At 60.0% G+C, this 17121-nt stretch carries 15 protein-coding genes; 10 read left to right on the top strand and 5 right to left on the bottom strand.

Annotation, left to right across the window (positions count from 1 at the left end):
• Nucleotides 1–17: 17 nt before the first annotated feature.
• The 3 genes from AC13QO_RS11730 to otsB all read right to left on the bottom strand — a co-directional run bounded on the left by AC13QO_RS11730 (nt 18) and on the right by otsB (nt 3162).
• A complete protein-coding gene (locus AC13QO_RS11730; RefSeq protein ID WP_157131503.1) occupies nt 18–1091 on the bottom strand; it encodes an ABC transporter substrate-binding protein in 1074 nt (357 codons plus the stop codon).
• Between the two features lie 208 nt (nt 1092–1299).
• Complete coding sequence (locus AC13QO_RS11725) at nt 1300–2184, bottom strand: helix-turn-helix domain-containing protein (RefSeq protein WP_085780792.1); 885 nt, start codon at nt 2182–2184, stop codon at nt 1300–1302.
• A 198-nt stretch (nt 2185–2382) separates the two neighbouring features.
• Nucleotides 2383–3162, bottom strand: coding sequence for a trehalose-phosphatase (gene otsB / locus AC13QO_RS11720; RefSeq protein ID WP_183699894.1), 780 nt, complete (start codon nt 3160–3162; stop codon nt 2383–2385).
• Nucleotides 3163–3285: 123 nt separating this feature from the next.
• Between otsB and AC13QO_RS11715 the strand changes: the two genes are divergently transcribed.
• From AC13QO_RS11715 to repC, 4 genes are all read left to right on the top strand, one after another.
• Nucleotides 3286–4371 carry an ROK family protein gene (locus AC13QO_RS11715; protein WP_085780794.1) on the top strand — a complete coding sequence of 362 codons (1086 nt, stop codon included), beginning with the start codon at nt 3286–3288 and terminating at the stop codon, nt 4369–4371.
• 1119 nt (nt 4372–5490) lie between these two features.
• Nucleotides 5491–6708 (top strand): plasmid partitioning protein RepA, encoded by a 1218-nt coding sequence (gene repA, locus AC13QO_RS11710; protein WP_285193935.1) that lies wholly within the window; start codon nt 5491–5493, stop codon nt 6706–6708.
• Entirely contained in the window at nt 6705–7694 is a 990-nt protein-coding gene (repB, locus tag AC13QO_RS11705) for a plasmid partitioning protein RepB (protein WP_085780797.1), read from the top strand. The genes repA and repB overlap by 4 nt, the downstream gene beginning before the upstream one ends.
• 198 nt (nt 7695–7892) lie before the next feature.
• Nucleotides 7893–9194, top strand: coding sequence for a plasmid replication protein RepC (gene repC / locus AC13QO_RS11700; protein WP_488540723.1), 1302 nt, complete (start codon nt 7893–7895; stop codon nt 9192–9194).
• A 65-nt stretch (nt 9195–9259) separates the two neighbouring features.
• On the opposite strand, the gene AC13QO_RS11695 is transcribed toward repC, so the two are convergent.
• Nucleotides 9260–9583 (bottom strand): type II toxin-antitoxin system RelE/ParE family toxin, encoded by a 324-nt coding sequence (locus AC13QO_RS11695; protein ID WP_488540722.1) that lies wholly within the window; start codon nt 9581–9583, stop codon nt 9260–9262.
• Complete coding sequence (locus AC13QO_RS11690; RefSeq protein WP_085780800.1) at nt 9583–9864, bottom strand: type II toxin-antitoxin system Phd/YefM family antitoxin; 282 nt, start codon at nt 9862–9864, stop codon at nt 9583–9585. Before AC13QO_RS11690 ends, AC13QO_RS11695 begins: the two co-directional genes overlap by 1 nt.
• Nucleotides 9865–10071: 207 nt before the next feature.
• On the opposite strand from AC13QO_RS11690, the gene AC13QO_RS11685 reads away from it, so the two are divergent.
• From AC13QO_RS11685 to AC13QO_RS11660, 6 genes are all read left to right on the top strand, one after another.
• Nucleotides 10072–11064 carry an LLM class flavin-dependent oxidoreductase gene (locus tag AC13QO_RS11685; RefSeq protein ID WP_085780801.1) on the top strand — a complete coding sequence of 331 codons (993 nt, stop codon included), beginning with the start codon at nt 10072–10074 and terminating at the stop codon, nt 11062–11064.
• Between the two features lie 24 nt (nt 11065–11088).
• On the top strand, nt 11089–12438 hold the full coding sequence (locus tag AC13QO_RS11680) for an LLM class flavin-dependent oxidoreductase (protein ID WP_488540721.1): 1350 nt from the start codon (nt 11089–11091) through the stop codon (nt 12436–12438).
• 18 nt (nt 12439–12456) lie between these two features.
• On the top strand, nt 12457–13656 hold the full coding sequence (locus AC13QO_RS11675) for a M20 aminoacylase family protein (protein ID WP_285193929.1): 1200 nt from the start codon (nt 12457–12459) through the stop codon (nt 13654–13656).
• Nucleotides 13653–14198, top strand: coding sequence for a GNAT family N-acetyltransferase (locus AC13QO_RS11670; protein WP_488540720.1), 546 nt, complete (start codon nt 13653–13655; stop codon nt 14196–14198). The genes AC13QO_RS11675 and AC13QO_RS11670 overlap by 4 nt, the downstream gene beginning before the upstream one ends.
• 45 nt (nt 14199–14243) lie before the next feature.
• Nucleotides 14244–16019: an amino acid ABC transporter permease/ATP-binding protein gene (locus AC13QO_RS11665; RefSeq protein ID WP_488540719.1), complete on the top strand. Its 1776-nt coding sequence runs from the start codon at nt 14244–14246 to the stop codon at nt 16017–16019.
• Between the two features lie 89 nt (nt 16020–16108).
• On the top strand, nt 16109–17053 hold the full coding sequence (locus AC13QO_RS11660) for an ABC transporter substrate-binding protein (RefSeq protein ID WP_488540718.1): 945 nt from the start codon (nt 16109–16111) through the stop codon (nt 17051–17053).
• The last annotated feature ends 68 nt before the right edge of the window (nt 17054–17121 follow it).

Raw genomic sequence — 17121 nt, 5'->3', positions numbered from 1 at the left:
ACGCGCTTCCGTTGGATTTACTTGATGATGCCGAGCTTCTTGCAGCCCTCGGCGTAACGGCCGGTGCAGAGCTCTTCGGCAGTGTTGATCTTCTTGTCGATGATCTCGGCCTTCAAATTCTCGGCAGTGACGACGGCCGGCACGAAAAGCTGCGCCGGCGTGTCGTAGAGCGTCATCTCGGCCTTGATCGTTTCGCCTGCCAGGAGCTTTACGGCGACGTCGGCTGCGGCGGCGGCGACGATTTCGCTCGGCTTGGAGATCGTGTTGTACTGATCCCCTGATATGATGAGCTGCAGCGCCGCGATCGTCGCGTCGTTGCCGGTCACCGGCGGCACGGGATCGACACCGGCGGCCTTGAAGGCTGCGATGGCACCACCGCCGGTGCCGTCATTAGCAGCGACGACGCCGACGATCTGCTTGCCGAAGCGGGTGATCTGTCCGGCGGCCCATTGCTGCGCATTCGCCGGCTGCCAGTTCGGCGTATCGAATTCAGCAAGCGTCTTGTATCCACCGCTCGCCAGACCCTCGTGAATGCCGTCCTTGATCAGGCCGGCAGCAGCATCGGTCGGCGAACCGTTGATCTGCAGAATACCGCCGCTGTCCGTTGGCACGTTCTTCGCCTTCAGATGCTTGACGAGCGATTCCGCAATCGCCTTGCCGATCGCCTTGTTGTCGAAGGAGACATAGAAATCGGCCTTGCCGGTCGGAATCGGGCGGTCATAGGCAATGACCTTGACGCCCTGGCTTTGGGCGAGCTGGACAAGAGATGCGGCCGCCGCCGAATCCACCGGATCCAGCACGATAACCTTGGCACCCTGGGTGATGGCCGAATTGAATTGTTGCTGCTGTTTGGCAATATCGGCATCGGCATTCTGATAGATGACCTTGCACGACGCGCAAAGCTTCTTCATTTCGGCGACGAAGCCCGGATGGTCGTGCTCTTCATAACGGGTCGAGCCTTGGTCGGGCATGAGGAACGCGACGGTCGCATCCGCAACCGCGCTTTGTGCAAAGGCGGAAGTTCCCCCGAGCAAGGACAACATAAGTGCCGCGGCGCCTGCCGCTTTCGTCGAAAATTTCGTCATTTCCATCTCCTCCCATTGGAAAAAATCGTGTAGTCGGTGATTGCAGTGATCTGCTGTGCCGTTCGGCTGAACGAGCGGCGTGCCTGCCCCGGCGGTTTGCTGTTTCTGAGGACAAGCGTCTCCTCTCGCGAGCCGCTCCTCGCGCGCTCACGTTCAAGCCTGCGTCAGTTTTGTTCCTCCTCCTTGTCCTCCCTATTGCCGTCTTCGACGGACCTTATGCCGCCTTCGCCACGTTGATATTGTCGCCCAACAATCGCCGGAAGCGGGACGGCGTCATGCCTTTTTCCGCGAGAAACTGGCGGTTGAAGTTGGACAGATTGTTGAAGCCGACCTCGAAGCAGATGTCTGTGATCGACGCATGGTCGTCGCTCATCAGGATCTGGCAGGCGAGATTGATGCGTAGGCGTTTCACATATTGCACGAGCGACATGCCGGTATGGCGGCGGAAAGCGCGTGAGAAGGCGCCTGTGGACTGTCCGGCGATCGCAGCGAGATCGGTTTCGTCGAAGGATTTCGTCAGATTTTCTCTGATATAAGCGAGCGCCTTGTTGATGCCGGCCGACATATAGCCCGAGGGATCGGGCAGATAGCTGGGGCTTGCGAGAAGCTGGGCGTCCTGCGCCCGGCTGAGCAGCCCGACGATCATCATGAAGAGCTCGATACGGCGTACGCCCTGAGCCTGCTGCACCTCGTTCATTAGCGGCGCCACCTCCCCGCTGGTCTCAGTGCCGAAGAGCACGCCCCGGCGGGATGCTTCGAGGACCGGCTCGAAGGGACCGAGCTCGGGCAGCACTTTCATTGTGTCGCTGATAAAATTCTCGCTGAACTGGATGAGCTGGCATCGAAGCGGAATGCTCGATCCCTTCGGGACGTCGCTGATCCAGTTGTGAGGAAGATTGGGGCCAGCCAGCACCAGATTGCCCGGTTCGAACTCGCCGATGAAATCGCCGACGAAAAAGCGTCCTGTTGTCGCCACGACGAGATGCAGTTCATATTCCGGATGAAAATGCCAGCGAACGGTGTGATAAGGATAGCCATGCGCCTTCGCTGCGAAGGATTCGCCCGGTCTGATCTGAACGACTTCCAAGTCAGGTTCCATCGCTTCCTCCTCCGGGTGCGGTTCTACGTCCGCCTGCCAAATTTTCTTCTGGCTCTATTATTAAGGCGAGTGTAGTGGGCTCGCTTCATGCCCGCCACCACGATTCCAGGCCAAAACCGATACTTTTTTGATGATTAACGCTACGCAGGCGGCGCAAAGACGACGGCAATCTGCCTTTGGGATCGTCCGAGACTGATCTCAGGCGGCCAGGGCGGCAATCACATTTCTGACCAGCGCAGCCGAAGACAGCCGGCCCGTGGCGCAGCTCGGGGCGCCGATGGCCCCGACGCGAATGGAAACTCCGCCGCGCGCATTGGCGATCGCAAACATCGACTCGTCCGTCAAATCATCGCCGATGGTGATGGGAACGCGGTTCTTGAAAGGATCGGACTGGAAAAAGCGTTCCAGCGCGTCGCCCTTGCTCGACCGTGCCGGTCGCAGCTCGAACACCCTTTTACCGAGCTGCAACGCCCAGTTCGGCCCGGCCAGCTCGGCATAGTGATGCATGCGCTCCTCGAGCACTTTTTCATATTCGGGCGCCAGTCGGTAGTGCGCGGCAACGGCGGCGCCTTTATCCTCTATCAGAACTCCCGGATAGTGTTCGGCTTCGGCGGTCAATGCATGTTTCAGCGCCTGGAACTCGGGCGTCGGCTCGACGGTATGCATCCCGGCGGCGCTCCTGATCTCGGCGCCGTGCAGGCCTGCGGTTGGAAATGCAAAGGGTTTGAACAGCTCGTCTGCATAGGCAAGCGAGCGCCCAGTGACCAGTGCCAAGGCGCCGCCGAGCTTGTTCGAAAGGCGATGAAGGTGTCCGGGCAGGTCCTCTGGGACCTCAATTGCGTCCGGCGTAGGCGCAAGATTGAGCAGCGTTCCGTCGATGTCGAGAAACATCGCCCAGTGCTCCGGTTCCCCCAGCACCAATGAAAGCATTTCCTGCGTAGTGGTGTCGTCCTGCACGGCATTCTCCAAACTCTGCAATCATTGAAGCTAGGTCGCCCGCCGGCAAGGACAAGATGACGTGGCCGGCAAGGGAACATCCAAAGGCGGGTCAGCGTTTAATCTCGCCGCCCGTTCAAGCACTCGTGCCGTAAAGGTAAATTGATGGCCAGAAGCAGCTCCAAGAATAGCGAGGAGATCACCGCGCCGTTGGCGCATGGCGCGACTGTATTGCCGCTGGTGACGATCGACGACTACAACAATGAACTGCGTGACAAGAACGGCTTTGTTGGCGACAACGCCAACAAGAAGACCTTCCAGCAGAAGCTCGACGATTGGAGAAAACACGTCCGCAAATTCGGAGATGACCCGATCGGCAAGGTTGCGACAGCAAAGCTTTCCAAGAAAAAGATCGAGTCTCTGCTGAAAGGGGACGATATGGAGGCCGCCGCACTGGTCCTGGGGGCGGTGGAGGACTTCGCGAAGGACTTTGCCGAGGTCATCGGCAAGTTCCTCAAGGACGAGCGCTGGTTCAAGACGGAGCGCATCGTCGTCGGCGGCGGCTTCAGGCAAAGCCGCTTCGGGGAGCTGGCAATCGCCAGGACCATGGTTCTTCTCAAGGCGGCGGGCATCAATATCGAGGTCACCCCAATCGTCCACCATCCCGACGAGGCGGGACTGATCGGCTCCGTCCACCTCATGCCGCCCTGGATGTTCAAGGGTTACAAAGCGATGCTCGCCGTCGATATCGGCGGCACGAATGTCCGTGCCGGCGTCGTTGAGTTCGGAAAGGAAAAAAGCCCCCATTTTGCAGATGCGGGCGTCTGGGAATCGACCATCTGGCGCCACGCCGACGACGAACCGAGCCGCAGTGCGACGGTGGAAAGAATGGCGGCGATGCTACAGGAATTGATTGACAAGGCAGAAAAGGCCAATCTGAAGCCGGCTCCGATCATCGGCATCGGCTGTCCCGGCATCATCAAGGCAGACGGCTCGATCGAACGCGGTGGACAGAACCTGCCAGGCGGCAATTGGGAAAGCGACAACTTCAACCTTCCCGCAGCACTGATGAAGGCCATTCCCTCGATCGCCGATCACAGCACCTTCGTGATGATGCACAATGACGCCGTCGTGCAGGGCTTGTCGCAGATCCCTTTCATGGAGGACGTGTCGAGATGGGCGGTGCTGACCATCGGCACGGGATTGGGCAATGCGCATTTTACCAATCGCGAGGGATTGAAAGCGCGATGACCCTGCCACGACGGGGAAGCTTTCGGCAAAGCAATGATCATGTCACCCCCCGCACAACCATCGGCCGACGCCGCGTCGCCTTATGGTAAATAACAGGTAAACAACGAAGAATTTGGTAGACGGAAGCAAAGGCGCGCATAAGTTCCGCTAGAAAGAGTGCCGGTTTCAGCAGAGACAGGTCCCGTGCGGCCTTGAACCCGATGATAGCCGTGCCGATGTGATTCGCATAGCGCAGGGCAAACCTCACATCCATTGCGCTTAATGTCCGTCACGCCAGCTGTTCCTATCTGCAGCTGACTGCGAACTCGGTTGATTGGTTCATCGCGCCGACATTCGGCTGGCTCACTCGTAGTAGATGTCGTGCAGGCATCACACTGCCGCGCCCGGCAGCGGCGGCGCAACTCAATCGCGGACGCAAGTCGCGACTCTTGGCAATGCGTATGGCCCGAATAGAACCCGGTTCGGCGCGTCTGTCGAGCATGCCGCGCATCGTCGTTGTCCCAAGCGTATCTCGGGAGTAATGCCTAGTTTAGCCCCTGCCCTTTTCTGCCACAACTGCAAAAGATGGTGATAACATCGGCGGGCGGTTCTCCGCGCATTCAAATTGCGCTTATCTCCACGTCACGCAAGCTCATATGCAGACGAAAGATATAAGATGAACTTCAAGGGAATAAGCGCTCCGATCAATGCAGGCCGTCTCGAACAAATGCTCGGCCTTGCCTCGTCACGCCGCGATCCGGAATCCCAAGATGCAAATGGCAAGGCTTCCCACGTCGAGCCCGTCCGCGGGTTGGAGGTCGAGAGCCTTTGCCGTCCGTCTCCTATAAATAAGAACGCCATCTGCCTGATCCGGTCTGTACCAAGCGGCGGCGGTTACTCCACTGAGTCGGCGAAGGCCTCGACGTCGGTCGAGTAGTCCTGGCGATAGGTCGGTGGCTTCGGCCGATGCGGTGTCGCCACCATTGTCAGCTGACAATCGCGCTAAGATTCCGGAATTCCACGTAATTTTTTCGAGGAATTCGGTTTGTTATATATTGGCTAACCAAGAAATCGCTTGACGGAATCGCCAGACTCACGATCATTTGCGCAAAATTGCCCGATTTATCAGGATTTGCGTGAATGCCGACCAAGGCCGCGATTGTTGAGAAAGCCAGAAGAGCGAGTCAAGTCTCGATCGACGAAACGATTGCGCAGGACTCGACGATGCTCAGCAGCCAGCTCCAGGTTCTGTTCGAGCGGTTATTTTCGCCCGATGCCCGCAAATCGCTGCGACGGTTCAGCAGCACCGAGGCCGCCAAGCTGCTCGGCGTCACCGACAGCTATGTTCGCCACCTCACGGCCCAGATGGAAAGCATCAATCCCGAAAAGACGGCGGCCGGCCGCCGCGTCTTCTCGCTCGAAGAAATCCATGCGATGCGCCAGCATCTGGGGCGCACCAAACCCTCCTATCTGCCGACGCGCCGGCCGGGCGACCATCTCCAGGTCATCGCCGTTACCAATTTTAAAGGCGGATCCGGCAAGACGACAACGTCAATCCATCTGGCGCAGTTCCTCGCACTGCGCGGCTATCGTGTGCTTGCCGTCGACCTCGACCCGCAGGCGTCGATGTCGGCGATGCTCGGATATCAGCCGGAGTTCGATGTCGGTGAAAACGAGACACTCTACGGCGCTATCAAATATGACGAGACGCGCCGCGACGTGGCCGACATCGTCCGCCAGACCTATTTCCCCGGCCTCGATCTCATTCCGGGTAATCTCGAACTGCACGAGTTCGAGCATGATACCCCGAAGGCGCTGGCCGACAGCAATCGCGACGACAAGGACATGTTCTTCATGCGGGTCGGCAATGCATTGCATTCGCTGGAACAGAGCTACGACGTCGTCATCATCGATTGCCCCCCTACCCTCGGCTTTCTGACGCTGTCTGCTCTCTGCGCTGCGACTGCCGTGCTGATCACCGTGCATCCACAGATGCTCGACGTGGCGTCGATGAACCAGTTCCTGACGATGACCTCCGATCTTCTGGCCGTCGTCAAGCAGGCAGGCGGCAATCTCGAATATGACTGGATGCGCTACCTGATCACCCGTTATGAGTCCAATGACGGTCCGCAGGCGCAGATTGTCGCCTTCCTGCGCAGTTTGTTCGGCGAGCGCGTATTGACCTCGATGATGGTGAAGTCAACGGCGGTTTCGGATGCAGGCCTGTCCAAGCAGACGATCTACGAGGCGGGCCGCGAGACGATGCATCGCCAGACCTATGACCGCGGCGTCGAATCCGTCGACAGCGTCAATGCCGAGGTCGAGCAACTCATCCGCAGTGCATGGAGCAGGACATGAGCCCCAAAGGTCGCGATATCCTGAAGAGCATGGTCGGCGCCGTCGAGCCGGCACGACCGGAGGCGCCAAGCGCGCCGCCGCCGCATCGGCCATCGGGCGCGGTCAAGGCGATGAACCTGTCGCTTGGCCGGCTGGGTGAGGAAGCCGCGGCCGCCAAGGCCTTGCGTGAGTCCCTCGCCTCTGGCGACAAAGTGCTGGAGATTGATCCGGCTGTCGTCGAAATGTCATTTATCCGCGACCGCATCCCGGTCGACAAGGATCCTGAGTTCGAGCGATTGAAGCAGTCGATTCGGGAAAGCGGACAGCAGGTTCCGATTCTTGTGCGTCCGGACCCGATAAAGGCTGGGTATTACCAGGCCGCCTATGGCCACCGGCGCTTGCGTGCAGCCGCGGAGATAGGTGTTCCCGTCAAGGCCGTGGTGCGCAAGCTCACGGATGAACAGCTGATTCTCGCGCAGGGTCAGGAGAACGGCCCGCGTGTCGACTTGAGCTTCATCGAACGGGCGTTGTTTGCGCGACGCATGGATGAACATGGCTTCAGTCGCGACATGATTGCTCAGGCGCTGGCGACGGATAAACCGGAAACGTCACGGCTGCTGCAGGTGGCGCAGACGATCGATGCGGAGATCATTCTTGCCATCGGACCGGCGCCGAAGGTAGGACGCCCCCGCTGGTTGGCCTTTGCCGATAAATTCAAGGAGGCGGGCGGGCGGAAGAAGGCGCAGGCGGCAATCGCTGCCGCTGCTTTCCCAACACTGGAGAGCAATAGCCGCTTCGATGTCATCTGGAAGGCACTGGAGGAGAAGGGCTCGCCGCAGCGGGTCGAGCAGACGCTTCGGACGCAAGGCGGCGGGACGCTTGCTTCGGTGAGCCGCTCGGGAAAAACCTTTCGCATCACCGTCAAATCGGCGGCATTTTCGGAATTCCTGGCTCGGCGGCTGGCGGGCCTCGCCGCCGAATTCGAAGAGGAAAATGAGGGAAAATGAAGCAGTTAGACTGATTGTCAGCTGACAATTGAACAGGAGATAACGCGCAAAAGAAAAAAGCCCCCGAACGTCACCGTCACGGAAGCTTTCCTCGTAGTCTTGAACACCTCCGAGAATCGCACTTCCGAGAATCGCTGTCAAGAGTTTTTGGCGCCGTTCAGGCGAGCGGATTTCTTTTGCCTCATTGAGGTGGAAGAGATGGAAACCGGAAGTATAACGACGCCCTTCGGGCGGCGGTCGATGACGCTTGGAATGCTCGCAAACCAGGTCATGGCAGGTGAGATCACGCCTGATCAGTCGGTCGATAAATGGAAACTGTTTCGCGCGCTGTGCGAAGCAAAGCCGCTGCTCGGCATCACCGATCGCGCGCTGGCGGTGCTCAATGCTTTGTTGAGCTTTTATCCGAAGAACGAGCTGGCCCAGGAAAACGGCTTGATCGTCTTCCCCTCGAATATCCAGCTGTCCCTCCGAACACATGGCATGGCCGAACAGACGGTGCGGCGCCATCTTGCCGCACTTGTCGAGGCGGGGCTTCTGTTGCGCAAGGACAGTCCTAATGGCAAGCGCTATGTCCGCAGGGACAGGGCAGGGGAGGTCAACGAGGCCTTCGGCTTCTCGCTGGCGCCGCTGCTTGCTCGCGCCGAGGAGATCGAGCAGCTCGCCGCCGAGGTAATGGCTGAGCGCTTGCATGTCCAGCGCCTGCGCGAACGCATCACCCTTTGCCGCCGTGATATCGCAAAGCTGATCGAAGCGGCTGTCGACGAAGACGTCGAGGGGGATTGGCAGGGGCTATATCGGGAATTTCGGGACCTGGTCGAAGGCCTGCCGAGGTCGCCGACGACAGCGCAGCTCGAGCATTTGCTCGATGAATTGACAGCGCTTCGGGCAGATATCCTTAACCGGTTGGAGACTCGGATTAAATCGACGAAACAAAGCGGCAATGCCTGTCACTTCGAGCGTCACATACAGAATTCAAACCCCGAATCCACCTCTGAATTTGAACCAAGCTTCGGAACGAAGCAGGGCGCAATGCCGGAGCAAGACCACGGGCGTGGGGCCGTGCTGTTGGAAAGGGGGAGAGATGCAACGGCTCATCCGATCGGACACGAGCGGCAAAGTCGACGGGTGGGCGGCGGCGATGATTCCGGCGGCCTGAAATCCTTCCCGCTTGGCCTGGTTCTGCAGGCCTGCCCGGAAATCCTGGCCTACGGGCCGGGTGGCGTGATCCGCAACTGGCGCGACCTGATGAGCGCCGCCGTCACGGTTCGGTCAATGCTCGGCGTCAGCCCGTCAGCCTATGAGGAGGCGGCAAGTGTGATGGGGGCGGAAAACGCCGCGACCGTGATGGCATGCATCCTGGAACGCGGGGGCCACATCAATTCAGCCGGCGGATATCTTCGCGACCTGACGCGGCGAAGCGAAAAGGGAGAATTCGCGATCGGTTCGATGCTGATGGCGCTCTTGCGGGCGAATGCGCCAGCCGGCCGAAAGGCTGGATAGATCTTAGGCGGTCGGGTGGACGCCGGCGAGTCTGTTGAAACGGGGGAGGGACGGTGTGCTGGATTTCAGCGGATAAGTCTTCGCTCGAGGAAGGCCTGCATGTCGCGGCGTCCGTCCACCACGCAATAGACGACGACGTCGGTGCCCATGATGCGATAGATCATACGCCAGGGTGTGTGGTGCAGTTCCCGGTAGTCGGAGATGCCGATGCTGGCCAGTTCCTTTGGGATATTTCCGCGGGCGGGGAATTCTTCGAGATTGGCACAGGCGTTCTCGATTTCCGTCAGGATGCGCTCCGCCGTCTCGGAGCCGTCGCGACCGGTGATGAAACGATAGAGATCCTCGACATCGCGCTCCGCGTCTTCGGCGAAAAGAACACGATAAGGCATCAGGACTGGCTGTCGGCCAGACGCTTGCGAATGCGCGCGAAGGATTCTGCAGCAGGGCGCGTCTTGCCTTCCTCGACTTGCCGATTGGTAAGCGCCAGCACCTTCAGGAGCGCCAAGGTCTCCTGCGTTTCTTCATACTGGCCTACATCCTGAAGGATCGCCTTTGCCTCGCCGTGAAGGGTAATGACGACAGGCTGCGGGTTGTCCTTCAGCGTCCGGATGATTTCTGGCGCATGCGCCTTGAGATAGCTGATCGGCTTGACCTGTTCTGACAGCTTCATGCGGTTATTCCTTTCGACCAGAATATAGATCACAAAATGGTCGATTGGAAGAGCTCGGCCGGCGATCCCAGCACGCCACCGTGGCTTTCAGGCGCGCCTGCTTTTTTCCACTCGGTGGCTCTGAAAGAGAATGTCATTTCTTATAATGAACGTTGTCTACTGATTTTATAGATTAAGTTTTGCAACCACTGAGTGGATCGGCGGGTCATGACCTACTTCCTCAGCCTTCTCGACAAAAGCCCGATCGAACAGGGCCTTTCCGCTGCCGATGCGCTGAGGGCGACGGTAAAGATTGCAGCCCGCGCCGAGGAACTTGGATATCACCGTTTCTGGGTCGCTGAACACCACAACATGTCTAATCTGGCGAGCTCCGCGCCGGAGGCGCTGATCGCCTATCTTCTTGCTAGGACCTCGAAGATCCGCGTTGGCTCCGGCGGGGTCATGCTGCAGCATTACAGCGCCTACAAGGTTGCCGAGACCTTCAATCTATTGGCCTCGCTTGCGCCTGGCCGCGTCGATCTTGGCGTCGGAAAGGCGCCGGGTGGCTTTCCGCTATCGACACGGGCCCTGCAGCTAGCTGTCGATCCGTCCAGGAAGCCGGATTTTGCGAGCCAGCTTTCCGACCTCAATACCTATCTCGCCGCAGATCCCAATAGCGACGGCGCGCAGGCGACCCCTTTGCCGCCGATGGCTCCTGAACGTTTCCTGCTCGGCGCTAGCGTCGAGAGCGCGAGACTCGCAGCCGAGAAGGGCTGGGAACTCGTCTTCGCCGGCCACCTGAACGGTGATCCTGACAATCTCAACAAGACGTTCGAGGCCTATGAGCAGGCATCCGGCGGTAAGCGCCCGATCCTCGCGCTCGCAGCCTTTGCCGCCGAAAGCGAGGAATATGCCCGTGAGTGCGTCGGCAATCTGCGCATCGTCAAGGTGTTCCTGCCGAACGGCCAGACCGTCAATGTTGGCAGTGAAGAGCAGGCGGCCGAATTTGCCCGCCAAGCCGGCGTCACCGATTACCGTATCGAGGAGAAGGTGCCGAGCGTGCTCCACGGCACGGCCAAGCAGATCCGCAAAGAATTGGACGAGCTTCACCGCCGCTACGGCGTCAAGGAGTTCGTGCTCGACACGCCGGCGCTTTCAACCGCCGACCGCCTTGCCTCCATCGAGCTGCTCGCCGCTGAGCGGATTTCCCTCGTCGCTTGACCCGTTCCAAGGAGGATTGATCCCATGGTTCAAAAACACGTCACGTTCGGCATTATGCTGCAGGGGCCTGGCGGCCATATGAATGCCTGGAAACATCCGAGCGTCCCGGCCGATGCCAGCGTCAATTTCGACTTCTTCGTCGACACCGCGCGCAAGGCGGAGGCAGCCGGCATCGCCTTCGCCTTTGTCGCCGACGGACTCTATATCAACGAGCAGTCGATCCCGCATTTCCTCAACCGGTTCGAGCCGATCGCCATTCTCTCGGCGTTGGCGGCTTCGACCTCGAAGATCGGGCTTGTCGGCACGGTCTCGACCTCCTACAGCGATCCCTTCACCATCGCTCGCCAGTTCGCCTCGATCGATCTCATCAGCGGCGGCAGGGCAGGGTGGAACGCGGTGACCTCACCTCTCGAAGGTTCGGGGCGCAATTACAGCCGCGAGCATCCCGAACACGAGCTGCGCTACGAGATCGCCGAGGATTATATCGATGCGATCAAGGGCCTCTGGGATTCCTGGGACGACGATGCTTTCGTGCGCAATCGCGAGACCGGCGTGTTTGTCGACAAGACGAAGATGCACCGCCTCAATCACAAGGGCCGCTTCTTCCGCATCGAGGGGCCGCTCAACATCGGTCGTTCGAAGCAGGGTCAGCCCGTCGTCTTCCAGGCCGGCGCTTCTGATTCCGGCATCAGACTGGCCGGCAAGCATGCCGATGCCGTCTTCACCAATGGCGGGCCGTTTGAAGAGGCTCAGGCCTTCTATCGCCAGCTCAAGGACAGCGTGATTGCACATGGCCGCAGTGCTGCGGAGGTCGGTGTCTATCCGGGCATCGGGCCGATCGTCGGCGCGACGACTGATGAGGCGGAAGCCAAGTACCAGGCGATCCGCAACCTCGTTACGATCGAGGAGGCGCTTCTCTATCTCGGCCGCTTCTTCGATCACCATGATTTCAGCGTCTATCCGCTCGACGAAGCGTTCCCCGAACTCGGCGATATCGGCAGGAACAATTTCCGCGCTACCACCGATCGTATCAAAAGGACGGCGCGGGAAAAGGCGCTGACACTCCGCCAGGTCGCGCTCGATGTAGCGACGCCGCGCACCGCCTTCATCGGCACCGCCGAGCATATCGCAGAAGAAATCATCCGCTGGGTGGATCATGGCGCCGCTGACGGCTTCATCCTGGGCTTTCCCGTCATTGCCGAGGGCTTCGACGATTTTGCCAGATACGTCCTGCCGATCCTCACCGAGCGCGGCTATTTCGATCCTGTCCTCAGGGGCGCGACGCTGCGCGACCATCTGGGCCTAGCCTTCCGTCAAAGCCGCTATGCGACCGCGGCGGAGGAGTTCGAACGCGGAAAGGCAGTCGGCGCCTGAGGCGCCGGCGAACCCGCCATGGATGTCATCGCTCAGAACCCGCGCAGCAATGATCCGGTCGAGAAGGGCATCGCCCGCTATCTCGATGAGATCATCGCGCTACGACATGATCTGCACCAATATCCCGAGCTTGCGTTCCAGGAACTGAGGACCAGCAAGCTCGTTGCTTCCCGCCTTTCCTCCTGGGGCTACGAGGTGGCGACGGGCATCGCCGGTACCGGCATCGTCGCCACCCTCAGACGTGGCGAAGGCAAGAAGCAGGTCGGCATTCGGGCCGATATGGATGCACTGCCGATCGAGGAGGCCACCGACCTTGCCTATGCCAGCAGCAATCCCGGCGTCATGCATGCCTGCGGCCATGACGGGCATATTTCAATCCTGCTTGCCGCCGCCCGCTATCTCGCCGAAAGCGGCAATTTCAGCGGCACACTCAGGCTGATCTTCCAGCCGGCCGAAGAGATCGGCGCCGGCGCCCGTAAGATGATTTCGGAAGGGCTGTTCGAACGCTTTCCTGTCGATGCGGTCTTCGGTTTGCACAACTGGCCGGGTGTCCCGGCAGGCCAGTTCGGCTTCGTCACAGGCCCCGCCATGGCCTCGGTCGACCAGGCGGTGATCAGGATCGTCGGCAAAGGTGGCCACGGCGCGGAACCTCACCGCGCCGTCGACCCGGTATTGGCTTCAGCCTCCTTCATCACTGCGCTTCAGAGCGTCGTCTCGCGCAATGTCGATCCGCAGGACATGGCGGTCGCCACCGTCGGTTCAATCCATGCGGGCTCCGCCTCGAACGTGATCCCGGAAAGCGTGGAGATGAAACTCACCATGCGGGCCTTCAGCGAGACGGTTCGCCAGCTATTGCAGGAGCGCATTCCAGCCCTTGCCCGGGCCCAGGCCGAAAGCTTCGGCGCGGAAGCGGACGTGAATTATCGGCTCGGCTTTCCGGCGCTGGTCAACCATGCCAAGGAGACGGCATTTGCTCGCGACGTCGCCTATGACGCTCTCGGCCTTGCTGCGATCGAGAAGGATTTCCGGCCGAGAACCGCGAGCGAGGATTTCGCCTTCATGCTGCAGGCCAATCCCGGCAGCTACCTCTTCGTCGGTAATGGCGACAGCGCTCCTCTCCACAGCGCCCACTACGATTTCAACGACGCGATCATTGCGCCCGCCGCCCGCTATTGGGTCCGGCTCGCAGAAACTTTCCTCACTGAAGACAACGGGTGATGAGCGATATGAGCGATACGTTTCTCTATACGAGCCCTCTTGATCTGCGCGCCAAGCCGCTGATCGATGAACTGATCCACGAATATGACAGCCGCTACGGCACCTATTTCAATGCCGAAGGCGCCGCAGCCGAATTGAACCGGTATCCTCCTGAAGCTTTTGCGCCGCCCCACGGAAACTTCCTGCTGTTGATCCGCAACGGCGAAACCGTCGGCGGGGGCGCCTTCAAGCATTACGACGATCGCACGGCCGAGTTCAAACGCATCTGGACACGTTCGGATCTGCGCCGTCAGGGACTCGCTCGCAAGGTTCTGGTGGAGCTGGAGCTTCAGGCCGCCCGCCAAGGTTATAGCAGGATCTATCTGACGACTGGTTTCCGCCAGCCGGAGGCCGTCGGACTTTATCTGAACTATGGCTACACCGCGCTCTTCGACACGGCGGCCGATCCCGAGATCTACAAGAGCCTGCCCTTCGAGAAGGACATCACCCATCTCGTCGTGCCGGCTTTCGAAAGCGAACCGCGCCTGAAAGTGGCCGGCTGAAATCTCTGAAACGGCAAGTCAGACAATCATAAAAGGGAAATGAGAATGGAACTGACGACGGATTTTGCGGGCCTTGAGCCCGGCAGCAGGACGGCAGAACCCAGGCAGGACACTTCCCGTTACCGCATCGTCCCGGCCCGCCATCCCGAGCGGTTGGCCGGCACGGTATTCGCGGCCATCGTCATCGTCTCGGTGCTTTATTCCATCTTCACCAATCCACGCTGGGGTTGGGGCGTCTTTGCCGAATGGTTTTTCGCCGAGCCCGTGCTCGTCGGCCTTGGCAGGACGCTGCTCCTGACTGCGCTCGCCGCCGTTTCGGGTTCCATCCTCGGAACGGCTCTGGCGCTCGCTCGCGTTTCAAAGTCGCCGCTGCTGTCAGGCCTTTCCTGGGGCTACATCTGGCTACTGCGCTCGATTCCCATGATCGTGCTGCTGTTGATATTGAACAATCTCGGCTATCTCTACGAAACGATCAGGATCGGCGTTCCCTTCACCGACACGCTGCTGTTCGACTACCCCACCGTACAATTGCTGACGCCCTTTGCTGCCGCTTATCTCGGCCTCACGCTCAACCAGTCGGCCTTCTTCGCCGAGATCGTTCGCGGCGGCATTCTGTCGGTGGATCATGGGCAGCTGGAGGCCGCCGCCGCGCTTGGTCTGCCGCGCCGCCGCCAGGCCTTCCGCATCGTGCTGCCGCAAGCCATGCGCTCCATCCTGCCGACCGGCTTCAACGAACTCATCGGTTTGGCGAAAAGCACCTCCGTGGTCTATGTGCTGGCGCTGCCGGAGCTTTTTTATACCGTCCAGGTGATCTATCGCCGTAATCTCGAAGTCATTCCGCTGCTGATGGTCGCAACCGTCTGGTATTTGATCATCATGACCGTGCTCTCGGTCGCCCAGCACTATATCGAGCGCTATTTCTCCAAGGGCGCCGTGCGCAATCCGACGCCGCTGCCCTTCCAGGCATTCCTGGAGCGCTTCCGCCGACCGTTGCCGGCCCTCGACAACACGACCGATAGGACACGCAATCTCAGTTTTCATGACGCCACGGCACTGCGGACAGGCGGTGCGGTGCGCATCCATGGTATCTCCAAAAGCTTCGGTTCGCTGAAGGTGCTCGACGACGTCGAGCTCAACCTGGCGGCGGGCAGCGTGACCGCCATCCTGGGTCCTTCCGGATCGGGAAAGTCGACCCTGCTGCGCTCCATCAACCACCTGGAGCGTGTCGACGAGGGATTCATCTCGGTCGACGGCGATTTCGTCGGCTACAGCAGGAAAGGCGATACGCTCTATGAGCTCAAGGAAAAGGATATCCTCAAGCGCCGTGCCGATATCGGCATGGTCTTCCAGAGCTTCAACCTCTTCCCGCATCTGACCGTTCTCGAAAACTTGATCGAGGCGCCGATCCAGGTCCGCGACATCGGCCGTGAAGAGGCCGTGCAGCTGGCGCAGGAGCTTCTCGCCCGCGTCGGCCTCAGCGACAAGATCAACGCCTATCCGCGCCAACTCTCCGGCGGCCAGCAGCAGCGCGTCGCGATCGCCCGGGCATTGGCGCTCCGCCCCAAGGTGCTGCTGTTCGACGAGCCGACCTCCGCACTCGATCCCGAACTGGTCGGCGAAGTGCTCGACGTCATCAAGGAGCTGGCCCGCACCGGCACGACGCTCGTCATCGTCACCCATGAAATCGGTTTTGCCCGCGAGGTCGCCGACACCGTCGTCTTCATGGAAAGCGGCCGTATTCTTGAGGCCGGCCCGCCGGCCCGGATTTTCACCCAGGCCGAGCATCCCCGCACACGCGAGTTCCTCGCAAAGGTTCTCTAGCGTCGACAGCGCTGGCGAAGGCCGGGCTGCGACGGGCTGCTCTGGTCGAATGACAACAAGCACAATCTTAAGATGAAACGGAGAAGGGCATGACATTTACTGATAGAGTAAAGCTTTTGATAGCAGGAGCCGTCACCATTGGTGCGATCGGTTTCGGCTCCGCTCAGGCGCAGCAGAAGTTCGATCTCAGCCCCGAACAGCCGAACCGGCTGCGGGTGGAAAAGAACGAGAAGCGCATTGCGGAAATCAAGGACTTCAAGTTCGTCGAAAACGGCGTCTTCACCGTCGGAATCAGCACGAGCGGCAATCTGCCGCTGCACGACTATGCCTCCGATTCCAAGACCGTCATCGGCTATGACGTCGACCTCGCGCAGGCGATCGCCGACAGTTTGGGCTTGAAGCTCAATCTCGTGTCCGTCGCATGGGCGGATTGGCCGCTCGGGCTCACCTCCGGCAAGTTCGACGCGGTGATATCGAACGTGACGGTCACGGAAGAGCGTAAGGAAAAGTTCGATTTCTCGACCTACCGCAAGGATGAGCTCGGTTTCTACGTCAGAGCCGATAACCCGATCACTTCGATCAAGGAGCCGAAGGATATTGCCGGTCTGAAGGTCATCACCGATGCTGGCACCAACCAGGAGAAGATCCTGCTGGAGTGGGATCGGAGGAACGTTGCGGCCGGCCTGAAGCCGATCGAGGTGCAATATTACGATGACGACGCGGTCAAGGATCTCGCCGTCCAGTCCGCGAGGGCCGACGCTGTCTTCAGCGTCAACGCGACCCAGGCCTATGCTGCTGGCATCAACGGCAAGACCAAGCTCGTCGGCACGGTCAGCGGCGGTTGGCCGATCACCGCCGAGATTGCCGTCACCACGCGCAAGGGCAGCGGCCTTGCCGCGCCGGTCACCGATGTCGTCAACGACCTGATCGCCAGCGGCGCCTATAAGAAGATCCTCGATACCTGGAATCTCGGTCCTGAGGCGATCGACAAGGCCCAAACCAACCCACCCGGCCTGCCGAAGAGCGGTTCGTAATAGTCGGCTTACGGACCGGCATCTCGCCGGTCCGTCTCTGCCTTTCTATGCAAACGGAGACATATCGA

The sequence above is a fragment of the Rhizobium sp. CNPSo 3670 genome (assembly GCF_057784555.1).
The sequence above is the reverse complement of the archived record's forward strand: the minus strand, read 5'-3'. Positions and strand labels throughout refer to the sequence as shown.

Coding starts and splice junctions, on each gene's coding strand:
- AC13QO_RS11730 (WP_157131503.1), bottom strand. CDS start 1,091: ATGGAAATGACGAAATTTTCGACGAAAGCGGCAGGCGCCGCGGCACTT.
- AC13QO_RS11675 (WP_285193929.1), top strand. CDS start 12,457: ATGGATGTCATCGCTCAGAACCCGCGCAGCAATGATCCGGTCGAGAAG.
- AC13QO_RS11725 (WP_085780792.1), bottom strand. CDS start 2,184: ATGGAACCTGACTTGGAAGTCGTTCAGATCAGACCGGGCGAATCCTTC.
- AC13QO_RS11685 (WP_085780801.1), top strand. CDS start 10,072: ATGACCTACTTCCTCAGCCTTCTCGACAAAAGCCCGATCGAACAGGGC.
- repA (WP_285193935.1), top strand. CDS start 5,491: ATGCCGACCAAGGCCGCGATTGTTGAGAAAGCCAGAAGAGCGAGTCAA.
- repC (WP_488540723.1), top strand. CDS start 7,893: ATGGAAACCGGAAGTATAACGACGCCCTTCGGGCGGCGGTCGATGACG.
- AC13QO_RS11695 (WP_488540722.1), bottom strand. CDS start 9,583: ATGCCTTATCGTGTTCTTTTCGCCGAAGACGCGGAGCGCGATGTCGAG.
- AC13QO_RS11715 (WP_085780794.1), top strand. CDS start 3,286: ATGGCCAGAAGCAGCTCCAAGAATAGCGAGGAGATCACCGCGCCGTTG.
- repB (WP_085780797.1), top strand. CDS start 6,705: ATGAGCCCCAAAGGTCGCGATATCCTGAAGAGCATGGTCGGCGCCGTC.
- AC13QO_RS11680 (WP_488540721.1), top strand. CDS start 11,089: ATGGTTCAAAAACACGTCACGTTCGGCATTATGCTGCAGGGGCCTGGC.
- AC13QO_RS11660 (WP_488540718.1), top strand. CDS start 16,109: ATGACATTTACTGATAGAGTAAAGCTTTTGATAGCAGGAGCCGTCACC.
- AC13QO_RS11665 (WP_488540719.1), top strand. CDS start 14,244: ATGGAACTGACGACGGATTTTGCGGGCCTTGAGCCCGGCAGCAGGACG.
- AC13QO_RS11690 (WP_085780800.1), bottom strand. CDS start 9,864: ATGAAGCTGTCAGAACAGGTCAAGCCGATCAGCTATCTCAAGGCGCAT.